We start from the raw sequence: 18,595 nt of genomic DNA on the forward strand, positions 1-18,595 counted from the left end.
GATCGGCAAGAAGATGATTGAGAAGGGCAAAGCAGTGAAGACAACCTGGACGATTCTGATTCTGGCACTCGCCCTTCCGGCCTCGCTGCTCGGCAAGAGCTTACATGTATCCGATTTCGGGGCGATTCCCGATGACGGGAAATGTGACATGCGAGCCATCAACGAGGCGATTCAGGCCGCGAAGCGGATGAACGCCTCGGAGCTGGTGTTTGACGCGGGGACCTATGACCTGATTGAGACGGTTAGCATTCCCGGCCGCGGCCATGGCAACTACATCGGCATCTTCGACGCCGAGAACCTGGCCCTTGTCGGCCAGGTCGACGAGGATGGAAGACCGGCGACCCGGTTGGAGCGTCACGTTGAGTTGGATAACGAGGCGATGCCGTATTATCAGGTGCGGATTGAGCATTCGAGCGGTGTGGCACTTAAGAACTTCGTCTTGACCAATACCCCCCCGCTCGGGTCGACCGCTCGGGTAATTTCGGTGGACAAGGAGAAGGACACGGTGGTCGTCGAAGTGCTTCCGGGCCTGCCCGCCTACGATGGAATGCGGGCCGCCTCGGCTCACGCGTGGGACTTGGAAACCGGAAAGCTCAAACGCTTCGGGCGCAGGCCGAGCGAAGGGACCCTGACCATCGGACTGAATATCACCGCCTTCTGGGAAGCTGTTCCGGAAACCGAGGCGCGACAATTGAAAATGACCGGCGCCGGCTTCGCGGAGAAAGTCGAGGTCGGCGACGGGATCTCGTGGCATCACAAAGCGACCGATTCCCACAATCAGACCCGGGTAATGCATTCCCGTGATCTCCTCTTCGAGAACATCATCATGCCGAATGTATCGAACATGGGCATGCTTGCGGGGTTCAATCATAATGTGACATTCCGCCAAATGCGTTTCGAGCCGGAGAACGGGAACCTGGCCGTTGGTGGACGCGACGCGCTCCATCTGAGCATGACATCGGGAGAGCTGTTGATCGAGGACTGCTATTTCAAGGGCTTGCGGATGGACCCGCTGGTGATCCGCAAGACCTTCGGAATTGTTGAGGAAATCAAACCGGACGGCGGCATTGTGGCGCAACCCGCGTTTGATGTTCCGGAAGGAGGGATTATTCGTTTCTGGGTCGGAGACGAACCGCAGGATCGGACGGTGGCGAGTTCCGATAGGCTTCGCGGCACCCGGTTCCTTTACACCTTTGCCGAGCCCATTCCGGAGGAGGCGGAGGTCGGGACGGCGGTGATGTATCAGAGCTACACCCTGGAGAAGGGGGTGATCCGGAACACGGTTTTTGAGGACAACTTCGGCAGTGCGATCGTAAATTTCGCCGATAACATCCTGGTCGAAAACTGCACCTTCGACAACAACGCCTACCAGATCAAATATGGCCCGAACCCGGTGGCGGGAGGTTTTGTGCGCAACAATGTTTTTCGCAACAATATTTGCCGAAACGTCAGTTGGATCGACATCGCCCGCCGGGGGCAGCCATCCATTCTGACCATTCACTCGTTGAACCGTTATTTCGAGGATCCGCTCTACAACCAGTACATTGAGATCACCGGCAACCTGTTTCAGAATCCGCACAACGACCCGGAGGCGACCGCGATTCATCTGATGCATGCGGCGGACGTCGATGTTCATGGCAATACCTTTGAAGGCTTCCAAGAAAATGTGACGGTCGACGAGCGGACCACGAGGAATATTCGGGTGAGATAGCGGAGAGAATGAGGCTCACGCTTGAAGCGTGAACAGAGCCCAGACAGCCAGGACAGGCAGGAATGCCTGTGTCACTTTCAATCCCGCAGGAGGCGGAACGAAAAAGCATGGACAGAACACGAAGAATCGGACGATGGGCGGCGACCCTATTGATCATCAACCCACTCATGGCACTCTCGGCTTCGCCCGACACTTACCGGTTGAACCTGTTGGAGGATCATGCGGTCGAGGTCTCGGTAGGGGGTGCCGAGCCGGTGCGGTTCGAACCGAACTTCATCGTCCTTTTTGCCGAGGAAGACCTCAGGCAGGTTCGGCAGCGTATTCCGTTGCCCCGGTATAACGTCACCGCCTGGCAAAAAGCCGGCGAGGATGGTCTGATTCTGGATCTCTTCGATGCGGCCACGCCGATCGATATCCGGGCGCAGTCGGCTGAGATCTCCGGCGAAACGATTCGTTGGAGCTTCGGCGAGCATTCTCATTTCGAATTAAGCGCCAGGTTGGAGCCATCGCCGGATGTTCGGGAACCGCGCCTGCGTTTTCAAATGACCGCCAAAGTCCCGGGAGCCTATTCGGTGGGGTATGCCGGGGCGCCGGAAATGCGAGTGGAGGAGACGGATGGGATTTTTCAACCCCTGGTGTGGCACGAGCGCCGGTTTCCCGAAAAATCGTATTTGACCCTGGAATACAATTGCTCGATCCCGGGAACCCTGGTGAGCGCCGGTGGGCTAACCTACGGAGTATTGGCCGACCCGAAATCTCTTCCATTTCGAGTGCCGACCTTGCGAAACAATCTTTTTGGGGTGACGGTGCGCAATGCCTCGGGCAATGCCCAGCCGATGGTTTTCGCTCCTGTTCCCGGCGGAGACGGATCGGTATTGCAGGCGGGGGATTCGATCGAACTCGACCTGTTGCTGGTGGTCCAGCCGGGAGAGTGGAATCAAACCTTTGAATACGTGGCGCGCAACGTCCTCGGTTTTCATGACTATCGCGAGAACACCATCGCTTCATTGAACCAGGCGTTTGAGAACATGTTGCGGTATGGGATGAGTGAATACAGCAGGTTTCTCGAAGAACACCGGGGCGCTTCTTATGCCACGGACATGCCGGGCGCGGTGAAAAACGTAAGCGCGCTCGATCCGTTTGGGGTCGCGCTGGTGGTCGACGACGAAGCGATTTTTCAAGAACGGGCGAAACCGTTGATCGAGTATAATCTTTCGCGGGAGAAGTTGTTGTTCTCGCCGTTGGGAGAAGTCGGTTCCCAAACGGCGACCAGTAACATGCGGGGGCCGAACGTTCCCATTTCGGAATTGGCCGAGCTGTATCAACTCAGTCGCGGGCGGACCCCGGTGTTTCTTCATTATGTGAAAGAACTCTATCCGGTGGACCGGGTCCTGAATATGGAGAAAGTTACGTATGGCGGGACCTGGAAAAAGGACTTTTCTCTCTACCAGGCCACCGGCGACCGAACCCATTTGGACGAAGCTGTTCGCAAGGCGAACGACTACATTGAAGAGCGGATCGGGAATCCGCCCAATCATTTCGAGGAGGCGATCGGCACCTCAATCGAGGCGTATGCCGGCCATTTTTGGGATGATATCCTTCCTAATTGGGTGCATCTCTTTGAGTTGTATGAGGAGACCGGAGACCCGGCGCACCTGGAAGCGGCGCTGCACGGAGCCCGGCAGCATGCTTCGATTGTTTGGTTTTATCCACGGATTCCCGATGAAGAGGTGCTGGTAAATGAAGGGGGGCAAGCACCGCTTTACCGGGGAGGTGAGCCGTTGAAGGCGCAGGAGAAACGAGTACCCGCCTGGAGGGTGTCGGAAGTCGGGCTGATCGCCGAGGGAATCGGCACCGCGGGGGGAACGCACCGGGGACTTTTTCTGAACACCTATGCTCCCTATTTTCTGCGCATGGCGCACCATACCGGGGACCGTTTCTTACGCGATATCGCTCGATCCGCGGTGGTTGGCCGTTACAGCAATTTCCCCGGCTATCACATGAACCTCGCCTATTCCACGATCCATGAAGAGCCCGATTTTCCTTTGAGAGCGCATCAGGAGCTGACCAGCACGTCGATGCACTACAATCATGTCTGGGTCCATATCAGGATGCTGTTGGATTACCTGGTGGCCGACGCGTTCGATCGATCCGAGGGAGCGATCGATTTTCCCTCCCGGTTTGTGGAAGGATACGCCTTTCTCTATGGGAAGATATACGGGGACAGGCCCGGGCGGTTTTATGAAGATGAGGATGTCCAACTCTGGATGCCTTCCGGGATTGTGAAGGTGAGTGATGTTCAGGCGAATTACCTGACAGCGACCGGCAACGGCAACTTTTACCTCGCGTTGAAAAACCAGGCGGACCGTGAGATCAAGGTCGTGGTGGAGTTGAACGATGACCTGCTCCCGGGCGCCCGCGCGACTGATTATCCGGTGCGCCTCTGGCGTGACAATGTGGCGGCCGGGGGGAGCCGCGTGAGCGATGGGCAAATCGAGGTGAAAATTTCTCCCCGGGGGATCACCGCCCTGGCGATCGACGGGTTGAGCGGCCAACCGGCCTTGCCTCCCCGGCTTCTTGCCGGGAATGGACCGCTTTCCCAGCAAAGCTTTGGGTCGGTTGATTCATTGGTCGGATCTGGCGACGGCGTTCCCGGGAAGCCGGCAGGGATGATTCTATCCTTTGGGGAAGAGACCTGGGCTTATGGATACCTCCGGGGATCATTCGGTGAATTGGTCGACTTGGAGGAGGTGGTCTTTCATTACCGGATGGACGATGCTGAATGGCGACAGGTTCCCAACCGTCAGTTTCCCTGGGAGTTTTCCACTTCGGGCTGGAATGGAGAGAAGCAGGTAGAGTTTTACATTTCGACCCAAACGACGGAGGGAGAGGAACGGTCTGAACGAGTTACCTTGCGCTGGTGAGTTTCCACCGCGATGAAATCCTTGCGAACCCTTATTGCAATCCTGGTCTTGACGATTGCCGTCACTGTTCAGGCAGCCATATCGATCACCTCCGACGAATTTTCCTACTCGCAGAATTTCAATTCGCTGCCAACGGGTGGGGAAGGAGCCTCTCTCGATTGGACCGACAACAGCACCATTCCCGGATGGTATCAGCGATATCAGGGCAGTGCGACCTCGCAGACGGAATGGAGCTTTCAGGTCGTGCCGGACGGGGCAGGACTCGTCAGCAGTGGCGGGGTCAATACGAATACTTCGGCACGTTTCGCCAATATAGGACATGCCGACTCCACCGACCGTTCCCTGGGACTCTACCGTGCTTTCAGTCACACCGGCTCCGTCGGGGTGGTCTTCCAAAACAATTCCGGAATGACGCTGCCTGGATTTGCGGTCGGCTACACAGGCGAGCAATGGCGCCGGGGTGGAACCGAAAAGACATCACTCTACTTCGAATACCAGGTTGTTCCCAGTCTGAATGGTCTCGACATCGACTCGGCGTCCGAAAACTGGAAGCGGGTCGATGCGCTCCGGTTCGACAGTCCGAGGTTCGATGGCGGGGTTTTGAACCTGGATGGGAAGCATGCCGCTCATCGCCGGGTGATTGCTCCGGTCCAGATCATGACCGCGATCCCGGAGGGAGAGTTTCTGGTGGTTCGTTGGCATCAGGACCGCAGGAATACCGATGGCGACCTTGTGACGGTCTATCACATGCTTGCCATCGACAATGTATCGATGAGCCTGGTTCCTGAGCCGTCTCAGGCCGGGGAACTGCGGATCATCTCTTTTTCGAGGAATGAACAGGATGACCTCGTGTTGACTTTCCGTTCGCCGTTTGCCGATCGCGAGCACGTGATTGAGCATCGGGACGATTTGATTGCCGGGGAATGGCGTGAGCGACCGGGCGTAACCACGACGGCGCTCGGCGAGGACCAGTACGAGGCCCGGTTTCCGTTTGACGAAGGTGTTCGTGGATTTTACCGGCTGGTAGTTCAACAAGAGGAAATGGTTTTGTCGGTGAGGGATTTCGGTGCGGTCCCCGATGACGGAAACTGTGACGCGGCGGCGATTAACGCAGCGATCCAGCATGCCCGCGCCACCGGGGCGACGGTGGTGGAATTCGAGGCGGGAGTCTATCATTTGAAATACCGGGAGGATGAAGAATCCCCTACGCTGATTATCAACAGTGTGAATGAACTGGCGTTGCGGGGGCAGTCCGATTCCACAGGGGCGCCCGCAACCGTCCTGGAATTGAACCTTCCTTTGCGGAATAACTTCGGAGTCAGGCATCTGGATGCCCGGAATAGCCGGAATTTGACGTTGGAGAACCTGGTGTTTGACCTCAATCCCAGGTTTTCGACATCCGGAGAGGTCGTCGAGGTGATACCCGAAGATCAGGAGGTGCGGGTGGAGATCCTACCGGGGCTGCCCCATTTCGAGGGGATGAGGTGTTATTCCGCCAACGCGTGGGACTTGGAGACGCGGGAACTGCTCCCGGTTCCACCATTAACCCTTAATATGCAGGAACCTTACTTCGAGAACCTGTGGCATCGGGTGGAGGACGAAGAACGGATCATTTACTCCATACGCAACATGCCATTTGTGGATCTCGTCGAGCCGGGCGATGGTATTTCGTGGCACTTTGCCGTGCAAACAACGGCGGGATTTACCCTCGCGTTCAATACGATTGATGGTCTGGACCTGCGTAACTTACGTATTTACAATTCCATTACCCTGTCCATGAAGGCTTACGATACGAGGGATATCACCATCACCGATGTTCGGATTGAACCGGAGGGCAATTCCCTCGCCGTCGGTCCTCGCGATGCGATCCATATCTCCAACCCTCGGGGGGAACTCCTGGTCGACAATCTGTATGTCAAAGGCGTGCGTTGGGACCCCTTTGTGAGCCGGGTCAATTTTGTGACCGTGGTTGAGGTGAATGGCAACAGTCTCGAATGCGTGTATAGCACGGTGGGCAACGCGGAGACCTTTTTTCAGGTCGGTGACCAGATCGATTTTTGGACTGGTGAAGAACCGTTCAAAATGGAGGTGGTCGCCCTGGAGGTCCTGAGCCCCAGAGGGGAAAAAAGGTTTTTGCTTGAGTTTGACCAGGAAATCCCGAGTTCCGTCCAAGTCGGCACCTTGATCAGTCCGCCGACCTGGGACCATGCCGTTATCCGCAATTCCACCTTCGAAGGAAACGTTGGCACGGCGATCGTGTGGGAAAACTCCAATTTGACGGTGGAGGAATGCCGGTTCCACAACAACACCTACAATGCGATCGGAATTGGGCCAACAAGTCTCAATACGGGTGCTTTTGGAGAAAACATCCTCATTCGCAACAACCATTTCAGCGCTTCAAACTGGGTCAGCAAATACGGGCGAAACCACGGTATGATTACGACCTTTGAGCAACACCCGGCTTTTACGAATGAGCCCTACAATCGTAATATCACGATCATTGGAAATGTGTTCGAGGATATTGAATACAACCCGGCAGTGGCTGCGATTCAAATTCGCAACGCGCAGAACGTCCATATTTCCGCAAACACATTCCGGAATGTGAGCAATACGGTGGTCGTCGATCCCGGGTCAACCAACGATATTTACATTGATAGCGGGACGGGGGATTGAGCCTGAATCCGGTACCGCGGCCCTGATGACGAAGATCGGAAAATCTTCAAGCTCTTAACAAGGCGCTTGCCGAAATTTCGATGATAAGGAGACAGCAGAAAAATCACAAAAGAAGCTTCCAGAATTGAAAGCCAGTCATTTTGTGAAAAATCCAAGTAGCACTTTGAAATTACACAACCAGGGTGTCGGGATAAAAATCTTCGTCCTGCACCCCGCACCCCGATAACTGAAACCTCGTACTGGCTCGTTCGCGCCGCTGACTATGCAAATCCCCGCAGTCACACTGTCAGCGACGACCGGCCCGGCCGGAAACACACCCCACCGCTCTAGCGAGCGGTAAGCCCCCCTCTCAAGAGCAAAAATCCGGACTGCGCCCGGGGAACAACATAGAATGAAACTTGGTTTCCGAGGCGGAGCCTCTTTGGAGTGCTCCGCGTCCCCGCGGAGCTTTCGAGCGGGCGGAAGAGCTTCGGTCGTCGAATGGCTGCCGGGCGCGCGGCTGTCAGCTGACCATTCGAAGCGGTGCGTCCCCGCACCGCACTCCAAAGCGCTTCGCGCGAAAACCTGATCGCCCTCCAACCCGCATGAACAGTGTAGTTTCATAGAAGGGGGTCTTTTTGTAAGCAGTTCCCCTCTTGAGAGGGGACCATGCGCGAGCATGGCCGTCGTCGCGCTGGCGCGCTTTGCCGCGCCGCGGATGGGGTGTATCGTCTGCACCGCTGTTCCAACCAAGCGAACGCCCGAAACCCTTTTCGGATCCCCTCTGGCTATGATCCTTGCAGCGAGGCCGGACCGATCGGAGGCCTGGAGGGCGATCTGTTTGAGTTGATCGGAGGTTATTTGATCAGCTTACCAGAAGTAAGTAAACCCCCCTATCGACTGCTGTGCTTCCATTTCGTCGAACGGCCGCCATTCGACCGAGCCGTCCACTCTCACGATGTTTCCGCCTTGGGGAACGTTGCGGGGCGCATGTCCGCTCCGGGCCTCAAAACCGCCGCTGGATTCACTGGTGATATCGACGACGATTTCCTGGCGTTGGAATTCTCCGTAGGTAGTGGTCGGGTAGTCGTGTCGTGGATCATCCGGAAAGGTCATACGCGGGTTTCCGGCGATGATCAAATAGCCGATAACGGGGCGCAAGGGATCGGTGCGAAACCATAAATCGTCCCGGTTCCAGGAAGGGTTGCCGGGGCAGTAAAAGACATCTCTCGGCAATTCGAAGTGATTGATGATAAGGTCGGAATAGCCATTGTGATCTCGGAGGTGGTTTGGGTGGTTGAGCCCGGGATCCATGAAGCGATCGTTATTGTAATCCTGGGCGATCAATATATGGGCCAAACCGAGTTGCCGGATGTTGGAGGTACATCCGGCCCGGCGCGCGCTCTCCCGGACTTTCCCGACGACCGGGATCAATATCGCCGCGAGAATCCCGATGATGGCAATGACGGTGAGCAATTCAATAAGGGTGAAACCTCGGCGCGAGGTTGGGCTAAGAAGGTGACGTGGAGGAGTTTTCATGATTGGCTTATGGTTGCGCGCCCAGCGGCGATACGGGACACCTGAACATCATTGGAAGCTGGGCGTTTGGATTTATAAGAATATGACCCGGAAGTTTCCTCCGAGACAAATGATTAGTGGGTACACAGTTGACAGGAATCCGGTCATCTCAATTCATCGAATTCGGGGTTTACGGCTCGGTCGCCGCCGCGCTGAAGAATGGCCCGCAACTCGTTGGGATGTTCTGGATATTGCCCAAGGTCGGGGGTTTCCACTTTCCATTTCGCCAGGATCATGCGATGGCGGGCCAGTTCTTTCGCGTATTTTGGATCGTGGACCAGGTTATTGGTTTCGTGAGGGTCCGCTTCCAGGTCGTAAAGTTCTTCGGCCGGACGCTCGTCGCTCATGAAGCGAGCCTGGGTTTCATTCAGTTTTCCTTCCACATGCAGCTTTCGCATCACTTGGGTGTAATCGAAGACATCGCGATATTGAGGCTGCATCCAGGGACGGTCCGTCATGAAGTTACGGAGATACTTGAAGCGTGCGGTGGTCACGGATCGAATGCGATCGATGGCGATTCCGCACCGGTCGCGTGCCGCGATCACATACTCCCTGTGGAAAGTCTCGTCGAAGATATCCATCCCGTGCATGTGGGGGGGCACAGCAATACCAGCCAGGGTCAGCGATGTCGGCCCGATGTCGATGCCGCTAACCAGATCGTCGCGAACCTCGCCTTTCGGGACTCCGGGTCCCGCAACGAGCATCGGCACTCGGATCCCGCCTTCGTAGAGGAATTGTTTGTGTCGCGGCAACGTCATTCCATGGTCGCTGAAGAAGATGATGACGGTGTTCCGCAACAGGTCGTCCTCTTCCAGCCGCCGAAAGATTTCCGCAACTTCACGGTCGGTCTCATGGATGGTATCGTAATGATGGGCGATCCATTCCCGAATCACCGGGTGATCGGGATAATAAGGCGGCACGTCGACGGCGGCCCGGTCGGTGACTTGTGGGATCTCTCCGCGCGGGTGTTTGTCGCCCAACAACTGGATCTGGCCGAAGAACGGTTTTCCTTCCGGACGGCCGGACCACTCGAAGCCATCCACCGCTCCGTTGAAGCCGAGGGGGCGGCGGTGTTGGTCGTAGATCGCATCCGGATCCCAAACGAAATTGTAGTCATCCTTTTGCGAGCCCGAATTGAAGGTGTAATATCCGGCCTGCCGGAACAGTTCGGTGATCGTCTTCACTCCCAGATAATTGGGCGCCCAGAGCGTCGGGTCCTCGTGGAAGCGGGAACTGCGGTGGTGATGGGCGTTGATGGACGTCTGATACATGCCGGTAATCAACGCCGAACGGGCCGGAGAGCAGACTCCAGCCGTCATGTAGGCCCGGTTGAAACGGACTCCCGTGTCCGCCAATCGATCGATGGACGGAGTGCGGGCGAGTTCGTCGCCGTAGCACCCCATCCAGTCATTGGTATCCTCAGCGACGATCCATAGGATATTGGGGCGGAAATCGTCAGGTTCCGGTTCTCCCGCGTGAATCTGCCCGGCCGGCCACAGAAGAGCTCCGGCTGTCAGCCAGGGGAACAGCCGGGGGGTGAGTATCGTTTTTAATCGTTTCATCGTAAGCTCCCTCCGTTTACCAGGCGAGGTTGCGGCCATCGCGGCAATCCAAATGACGCACTCCGAATTCATTCCGCAACGGCAGGTTCAGTTCCAAAACCGTGATCGGCTCCCTGAGCGGCGGATGGCGTACTGAAGCCGCAGGTGATCGTTCCGGCGATTCGCACCGCCCGGCCCGGCGGTAATTCGATTCGGGCGATGGACTTCAGAGCCATGGCTGCCGGATGGAGTTGTTGTTACCGGGAAGGATGGGAAGTCATCCACTCCTGCTGCCGAAAACTTTGCATCATGTGGAAGAAAAGGCTGCGGGGAGTTCGGTACTCATCCACCAAACCCCAGCGGCGGTATCCATCCGGTCCACTGCCTGCATATCGACTTTGGTAGTCATTGAATGCCCAATACGAAAAACCGCAGATCCAGGGCCGCTCCCTGACAAAGGCAAAAACCTCCTCGAAATGAGCGATGCGATCCTTTTCCTCGAACTGGTCCGCCCGGCGTCCGTATTCGCCCAAAAACACCGGCTTTTCCGGCCAGCGCTCATTGACCGGATCGACGAAGTCCGGAAGGTCGGCGGGTGCGAAATAGGAGCTGAGGGTGATGATGTCGACGTGGTCGAAGGCATGTTCCGCGTCGGGGTCGTCCCGCCCCTCCTTTATCTCGCGCAAGGCGGTTCCGAGGGTGTTGAATGTCACCAAACGAGTCGGATCGATCTCCCGGACAAACTCCGCCATGTCGCGGGTCCAGGCAACACCTTCTGGAAGCCACGATTCGTATTCGTTGCCGAGACTCCAGCCGATGACGCTGGGATGGTTGGCGGCGGCCTGGATCATTTGTTTCATTTCGAACTGGAATTGCTCGCGCAATTCCCGCGAGGCCTGGTCGGGCGCGGTGTAGCCCCACATCGCAATTTCGAGAATAAGGAGGAAGCCGTGCTCGTCGGCCCAGCGCAGAAGGCTCTTGCTCGGCGGTGTGTGCTGAATCCGGGTAAAGCGGAGATTGGCCGCTTTCATGAGTGTCAGGTCGTGAGCGATCAGCTCAGCCGGGTCACGCCCGCCGTGGACGGGGTGTCCCTTGGTGCGGTTGGCTCCGGGGAGCCTGACCACTTCTCCGTTGAGGTACAAGCGACCGTCGCGGGTTTCGATTTTGCGAATGCCAAAACGGTCTTCGAGCCTATGTTGACCGGCATCGCTGTCAACGCGTGCCGTGACGGAGTAGAGAACAGGATTATCAAGTTCCCACAATGCCCATTCGGCATCCTGCGGAACCTCCCCGTGAAGGCGGACCGTCTGTTCGCTTCCCGCGCCAATCGACACTTCCTGACGCAGATTCAGCAAATCGTCTCCGGCGTCGACCGCCACTACGGCCCGGATCTCTTCGGCGGTGTCATTCTGGACCGTAACCAGAATCTCAATCGACGCCGTCTCCATGGTTTCGCTTAGCTCGGTGCGGACCGCCTGTCTGCGGATGTAAACAGGGCTGTGTCCGGTCAAGTGAACATCCCCGAGGATTCCTCCGTAGTTGAGCCAGGCATACATTTTCGAATTCGGCCAGCCCTCGCGGCCGATGGTGGGGGTCCGGGCTCCCGGTAGAGCGCGGAAACGGACGTCGTTGTTTACCTCCACCACGATAAAATTATAGCGTCCTCGTTCGAGTTGTTCGGTTACGTTGAACTCGAAGGGTGTATAGCCACCCTCGTGCTCGCCGACCAACGTGCCATTTACCCAGACCCGGCAGCGCTGAAAGACCGTGGTGAACCGCAACCGCCAGGTCAGGTTCTCATCCACCTCGGCCGGAACATGGACCGATCTCCGGTACCAGGCGGTGCCGGTGTATCCATAACGCGGATCCGTCAGGAAGTCATGGGGGACATTTGCCTCATCCCATCGTTCCGCCGGATGGGGGCGGGCGCCGTCCCATTCCTCAATGGGCGCATGCCAGGCGGTCTTTTCGCCATGTTCCACAGGATCGAGGGCAAAGTGCCACGGGCCGGTCAGATCGAGGATGGTCTCCGGATCTCCGTATGCCACCAAGGCGGATTTCAGTAGAAGAGCGATGAGTAACAATTGTTTCATTTGATTAGTTATCCGTTGTCTGGGTGTTCATGGAAGAGAAAATCCGGGCTGCGCCCGGTGAATATAATGGAATGAAACTGGTTCTCGAGGCGGAGCCTCTTTGGAGTGCTCCGCGTCCTCGCGGAGCTTTCGAGCGTGCGGAAGAGCTTCGGTCGTCGGATGGCTGCCGGGCGTGCGGATGTCGTTGGCCGTTCGAAAGCGGTGCGGGGACGCACCGCACTCCAAAGCGCTTCGCGCGAAAACCTAATTGAAGTTTCATGGCTTTCCCGGCGAGTGGCGGGCGGGTGATTATCGTCTCATCAACCTCCGGCGGCGCGCGATCGCCAGAAGCAAGCCAAGCGATCCCAAGGCTCCGACGTAATGGGACGGTTCGGGAATCACGGTCATCGATACGTTGTCAATCGCAAGCACGTGGTAGATGGTGCTAGGGTCTCCGGCCGAGTTGACGCGTGCCTGGTACCAGCGGGTTACGAGGAACTCACCCTCCTGGATGGTTGCCATGATGGTGACCGGGTCGATGACCGTGCGGTTATTGGCATGTTTTCCATCCAGGTCCACAGCTCCGCCAACGGAGTTCGGACTGTTGAACTGAAGAGCATCGACCCGGGTCCAGTTTTGGGGGGCCGAGTTGATATTCAGCCCGTCGACACTGGCGACAATCTGGTATTCGAAGAAGAGCGGTGTCTCTTCGGCTCCGCCCCGCCGCCATTGTTCTCCGGTGTAGCCGAGTGAGAATCCAGTCAATGTCATCCCGGAGTTGTTCTGGAAGACCGCTCCGACGGATCCGGTGAGACTATTCGCGCGATAAAGACCGACGGAGCGGTCGGTGGATTCGGCATGCCCGAGATTGGAGAACCGGGCCGACGTATTCGTGTGGAATCCGCCACTGGATATACCTCCGAAGCCGCTGGGAACCACTTGAAAACTCCATTCCACCTTCGTCGTGCCGGAATACCCCTGGTACCATCCGGGAATGGTGCTGTTATTGGTCCAATCGAGGGACGACCCTTCGGCGGCGGTCGGCAGGGAATTGAAGTCCTGGGAGTAAGAAAACCCTTGCGAGGTAATGGGAATCGCTCCCTGGAGAGTGGCGGCGGTCGCCGCGAAAGTGAGGATTGATCCGATGAGTCGTAAGTTCTTCATGGCCGTTGATTATTTGTGGTTTCTGTTGAAAGAAATAAAAGCGATTGGTCGCACTTCAGAAGCGACTCTTAAAGAAAAATGGAGCCGATCCAACCGACATCCAGCTCGACAGTTGACCTGCTGGGCGCATCGCGATGAAGCGGGGCATGCTGATCTTAAAACCGGGAATTGGCCTATCAGCTCTTGTCCTCGATCAGGTCTGTCTCCGCCTTGAGCGGCATATCCTCCCGGAATCTTGGCGGCCGGCAGCGACGTTTGCGGCCATCGGCCGGGCGGAAGTCGTCGGCCAGGGAGAAGCCGGGTCGGAAATGACTGTCGACCAGGACCACTTTGGGCGATTCGGGCAGGCCGGTCAGATTCAGGTGGATCTGCGACAAAAGGAGTTTAATGGTCTCGCTGCCGACGAGGCGGTAGCGGTGGTTGGCGCCGGCCACCTCTTTGGGAGGATCGCAAATGTCGAGACTGGCAAAACCAAGATCGTCGGGGACCTTGAGGTTGATCTTTTCGAGCATCGAAAAAATAAAACCGGGACCGACGATGACCTCCGGTTTGTAGGCGGATACCCATCTGGCCAGGCTTGCCTCGGAGATCTGCCCTTTGGGCAGGATCGGGATTCTTTGGTCCGCCGGAATATGGGCTTGGTAAAAGAGATAGGAAGAGGAGAAGAGTTTGTGGCCGATGCCTCCCTCCTTGTAATGGAGCACCAGCCCGATTCGCCGATATCCCCGGGCCAGAACGGCTTCCAGGATCTCATCGAGCATCTGAAGGTAATTCGGACAAGAGCGGTGGAGAAGGGGACCGATGAGGCTGTAACCCGCGGTGGCGGCGGAGAACCCGGAGAAATCGAATTTCATGTCGCCGGGACCACTCGCGAAGGGAGCGACCATGATCCCCTTGATGCCCCGGGTGAGAAGGATGCTGCGCAGTCGTTTCGGGGTGATTCCCCGCTCTTCCAGAAAGAATAAATCCAGACCGAAACCGGCTTCTTTGGCTTGTTCCCGGGCGCCTTCGATCACTTCGTTGATAAAGGTTCCGGGCAGTTGGCTACTTTTGATTTCGGGAACCAGCACGGCGAGAGTGGAGACTTGACGCTTCGGCCGCGCTTTTCGCAGATGTTCCATCAGTTGGACCACCATCGGATCGCTGCGATAGCCCATTTCACGGGCGATGCGCTGAATCTCCTCGCGTTGCGCGGCGGAGACTTTTGGATGATTCCGCAGCGCGAGGGAAACGGCGGATACGGAAACCCCGGCCTTTCGGGCAATTTCCCTTTGGCTGACATACGGCTCGGACATGGATGTGACGGGTGAAACGATTGTGAGCGTTCCCGTCAACGATCCATACGGAAGGTAAACTGTCAACCTGTAATTGGCATTGGCCGACTTCCCGCTATTTCGATCTGGTCGATTTGTTGGAGTCCCGCCTTTAGGCGGTCTTTTCCTCTGGGCGAAGACCGCATGAATGCGGGACTCCAACAGGGCTGACGCCGCACCGCGGGAGGCTTATCAGAATGGAGCCCCATGGTTCTTCGGCGGTTAATTACCGGGTCTCCTTCCACTCAACCGTTCCGAAGGATTCGAGGAAGACGCGGATGTTGACCACGTCGGGATGGTGGTTGGTGTAGCCCAGGTATGGAGAAGTTCGATACGCGGGGAGGAGGCTTTCTTCGAATTCCTGGCGGACCTCTTCGGTGGACGCGTGGCGCACATAGGCGACGATGTTCAATAAAGGGCGACGAATGCTGCCGAGGGTGCGGGGGGCGTCGAAGAAATACTGGTTGGCTTCCGGCCAGAGGTCCTGGTAGGGACGCTTGGTGACCGGAAGGCCCCAGAGGAGATAGGAATACGGGTTTTGGACGTCGTCGCGGGCGTTGATGATCAGCTGGGATGATCCGGCGAATTCATTGAACTCGACATAACGTTCCCGCATGGCGAGTTCCACGTCCTCCAGGCCGACCCGGCCGGTTGCTTCGGAATTGGCCGCGCTCCATGGGCGGTGGCGGCGGACGTAGTGGATTCCGGTGGCGGCGGCGTTCAGGGAAACCAATTGCATCGTCGCCAGATAGGCTGCGTATTCCTCGAGTTCCGGCTCATTCAAATGCCGGGCCATGCGTCCGACCCCGAGCAGGCCGGCATAGAAAACGCCGCTTTCCTGGAGGCCGTTGCCGATCCGGGTGCCGGTGAAGAAATCCCAGCTTTGGTTGATCGCCCAGTCATGGCTATGGGGCAACAGATTGAAAATCTGTCGGATCAACGGCCAGTTCTGTTCGACCTCATCCCAGGCGTCGAGGGCGTCGGCGATTTGCCAGATGGCGTGGAGGCGGAACGATTCCATCACGACTCCGTCGAGGCCGCCTCGGCGGGCGTCGCGGGCGTTCATCGCCATCTCAAGGCCGTTGAGGGGATCGACCACCTTGGTGATCACCGGTTCATTCCGAAACGCTTCGGGCAGGCGCTGGGCCACGTCGGAGTCGGGGACGCCCGCCAAGAGGAAGTTTTCTCGCAGTTCGTTGAGCAGGATGTTCGAGAGTTTTTCCTGCAGTTCCTCCGACAGGAACGGGAGGGCGAGGGTGAAATGAGAGGTGGCGTCAGCGGCATAACCGGCCACGACTCCGCGGCCACGGATGGAACGGCGCCATGGATGGAGGTCGAGCGGTTCGGCGGCGATCGCGGCGCGGACGGCTTTTTCCAGGTAATCGCGGGCGTTTTGAAAGGAGGGATCCTCCTCGTCGAGGTCGGTCACTATTCGCTTCTGGCGCATGTAATGGAGCAGGTCGCGCACCTGGAACCGGACGGAGTCCGAGCGATGGGCGAGGACCAGGGGACCATGCAGGGTCGGAAGGGCCGGATCGATGATCGGGCGGTCGAAATCTATGTCGAGGTTGCCCGAGATCGCCGACATGACCAGCGTGGGTGACAGGGGGGCGTCGGTGGTGGGGGAAGTTCCCCAGGCATCGGAGATTCGCGAGAAGCGAATGCGGTCTTCCACGGTGAGTGCGTTGTTCTCGAAATCGACCGCGAAATCGCGTTCGACGAATTCCGGGAAGTGCAGGAGGGAGCGGGACCAAAAGGAGGTGGAGCGGACGATGTCGGTGGGAAGACGCCGCTGCCAGTCGGCGGTTTCCCCGGGAAACGGGAGTCTTACCCCGAAGAGAGGCATGCCGAAAAGATGTCCGGCCGGACCTCCGAATCGGAACCGCAGGGAATCTTCCCCGGCGGCGACGTTTTCCGGCCGCTGCTGGATGACAAAGAGCCAAGGCATGTCGAACGAATCCCAGTTCTCGCTGCCGTTGAACCAGACCAGTATCCAGTTTTCGCTCATTTCGTTTCCGTTCAATCCTTCGGCGGCATCACGGATCCGGACTCCGCCGGTGGTGGCGAATGCGAGGTGAGAAGGTTGTCCGATTCCCCATTCGCTCAGTTTGCTGAACAGGTGGATTTCCGGCTCATCGGTGCGCAGGCGGAAGGCGGGGGAGAGGGAGCTGTTGGTGAATTCAAGGGAGGCGCCGTCGGGATAGCGGAGGGTGTAGTGCCGTTGGGACCAGTTGGCGTCGACGTCGATCGTCCGTGGCGCGGCGGATTGTCCAATGGAAACGTAGCCGATCGGCCAGAGGTCGTTGTATCCGTCGTAGCGATTTCCCTGGGGGGTTCGCGGTGAGGATTTAGGTGCGGCGTGCACGTTGGTTTGATACAAAAGAATGTCAGGATAATCTGGAGACACCAGGGAAGTGAAGGTGAGCGATCCTCGGATGTCGTCTTCGCGGACGGCGGGATCGAGTTCTCCGTGGGCGTCGACCCGGCGTCCTCCGTAATGACCGACCGAGTCGTGGTGAATGCGGTGAGTCTGATTGAAGGAGACTTGGAGATCGCGGAGTTCGCGATCGACGGGGAGGGTGATCCGTGCGGGGCGTTGTTTCCGGGTAAAAGGCAGTTCGGCTGACCAGACCGCGTCGCCGTTCGCCCCGACCAAAGCCACCTCGCAAACGAATTCGCCCTCGGCGGGAACGTCCAGGGTGAGCAGGGGGGAGATGAACCGGCGGTAGGCGAGGGCGAATGATTCCGCTGATTCGAACACGGTTTCCCCGGCCTCGTCCCGCACGCGGAGCCGCAACTCGTATTCGGCGCCATGTTTCGCTTGGTTTAGCCCGGCGATTTCCGGATGAAGGCGGATTGGATTGCCGTAGAGAAACTCATTGAGGTGGACGGAAGGGGTGAGGTAATGAAGAAAAGCATCGCGATTGAAGGCGTTGTCCGCGGTATTCGGCCGAGCTTTGAGCGCGAAATTGACGGAGACTTCGTTCGCCAGGGAGGAAAAACGGTAAGGACCATCATACATGCCTCCGCCGGAACCGACGCGGACGCGAATCGCGAGGTCGTTGGTTTCCCCGAATCGAACCAGGGACGGGGCGACGAGATACCGGCGACGAACTCCCGAGGCTCCGTGCGACGGTTCGGCCGGGGGAAGGTTGCTGAAATGACCGACCTCCTCGCCATTCAGGTAGACCTGGTCGAAAACGGAGATGCGGCCGAGGTCGAGCAGGAAGTCGCGGTCGCTTTCCCAGTCGGCGGGGACGTCGAAACGGACCCGGTACCAATAGAAACCGGCGGGCGGATGTCCCTGGGCGGCGAGACCCATGCCCACTTTCACCGGACTCCAGCCTCTTTCCCCGGCGGCTTCGGGCTTGGCCCAAGCCGGATCGTCGCCGCGGCGGATCCGCCAAGTCGTCTCGGTCAGATCGATCGAATTCTCCATCCGGTAATCGAGATCGAACATTCGTCTCTGGTCGATCGGCCGGGAATCGGATTCGGCGGCGCCGGTGATCAGCGTTCCGGCCAAGCCGAGAGAGAGAAACGTGAGGAAGGTGAGGGATTTTTTCATCGGTAGTTGGACTGATTTTGCCGGTTTTCGGGCACGCGTTTCCGATGGGGAAACGGGAACCGAAATCGACGTGGC

Annotated in this window: 10 protein-coding genes; 3 read left to right on the plus strand and 7 right to left on the minus strand. The window is 57.7% G+C overall.

The features are described from left to right. The first annotated feature begins 13 nt into the window (after positions 1 to 13). The 3 genes from ACWUI2_RS14970 (at position 14) to ACWUI2_RS14980 (ending at position 7,308) form a co-directional block, all read left to right on the plus strand. Positions 14 to 1,711: a right-handed parallel beta-helix repeat-containing protein gene (locus ACWUI2_RS14970; RefSeq protein ID WP_486983657.1), complete on the plus strand. Its 1,698-nt coding sequence runs from the start codon at positions 14 to 16 to the stop codon at positions 1,709 to 1,711. Between the two features lie 107 nt (positions 1,712 to 1,818). Then, on the plus strand, positions 1,819 to 4,635 hold the full coding sequence (locus tag ACWUI2_RS14975; protein ID WP_486983658.1) for a glycoside hydrolase family protein: 2,817 nt from the start codon (positions 1,819 to 1,821) through the stop codon (positions 4,633 to 4,635). Positions 4,636 to 4,647: 12 nt separating this feature from the next. Next, positions 4,648 to 7,308, plus strand: a complete 2,661-nt coding sequence (locus ACWUI2_RS14980; RefSeq protein WP_486983659.1) for a right-handed parallel beta-helix repeat-containing protein — start codon at positions 4,648 to 4,650, stop codon at positions 7,306 to 7,308. Here ACWUI2_RS14980 and ACWUI2_RS14985 read toward each other — a convergent pair. The 7 genes from ACWUI2_RS14985 to ACWUI2_RS15015 form a co-directional block, all read right to left on the minus strand. Then, a complete protein-coding gene (locus ACWUI2_RS14985; RefSeq protein ID WP_486983660.1) occupies positions 7,281 to 7,526 on the minus strand; it encodes a DUF4143 domain-containing protein in 246 nt (81 codons plus the stop codon). The two genes, ACWUI2_RS14980 and ACWUI2_RS14985, sit on opposite strands and share 28 nt — an antisense overlap. Before the next feature lie 631 nt (positions 7,527 to 8,157). Then, positions 8,158 to 8,826, minus strand: a complete 669-nt coding sequence (locus tag ACWUI2_RS14990) for a type II secretion system protein (protein WP_486983661.1) — start codon at positions 8,824 to 8,826, stop codon at positions 8,158 to 8,160. A gap of 143 nt (positions 8,827 to 8,969) precedes the next feature. Next, the gene (locus tag ACWUI2_RS14995; protein WP_486983662.1) at positions 8,970 to 10,427 is read right to left on the minus strand and encodes a sulfatase family protein; all 1,458 of its coding nucleotides are present in this window, start codon (positions 10,425 to 10,427) and stop codon (positions 8,970 to 8,972) included. Between the two features lie 236 nt (positions 10,428 to 10,663). Then, positions 10,664 to 12,499 carry a glycoside hydrolase family 2 protein gene (locus ACWUI2_RS15000; protein WP_486983663.1) on the minus strand — a complete coding sequence of 612 codons (1,836 nt, stop codon included), beginning with the start codon at positions 12,497 to 12,499 and terminating at the stop codon, positions 10,664 to 10,666. A gap of 288 nt (positions 12,500 to 12,787) precedes the next feature. Beyond that, positions 12,788 to 13,642 (minus strand): hypothetical protein, encoded by an 855-nt coding sequence (locus ACWUI2_RS15005; protein WP_486983664.1) that lies wholly within the window; start codon positions 13,640 to 13,642, stop codon positions 12,788 to 12,790. Between the two features lie 176 nt (positions 13,643 to 13,818). Continuing rightward, on the minus strand, positions 13,819 to 14,937 hold the full coding sequence (locus tag ACWUI2_RS15010; protein WP_486983665.1) for a LacI family DNA-binding transcriptional regulator: 1,119 nt from the start codon (positions 14,935 to 14,937) through the stop codon (positions 13,819 to 13,821). Between the two features lie 244 nt (positions 14,938 to 15,181). Further along, a complete protein-coding gene (locus ACWUI2_RS15015) occupies positions 15,182 to 18,520 on the minus strand; it encodes a hypothetical protein (RefSeq protein ID WP_486983666.1) in 3,339 nt (1,112 codons plus the stop codon). Positions 18,521 to 18,595 lie beyond the last annotated feature (75 nt).

This window comes from Verruconatronum alginivorum (genome assembly GCF_056590205.1).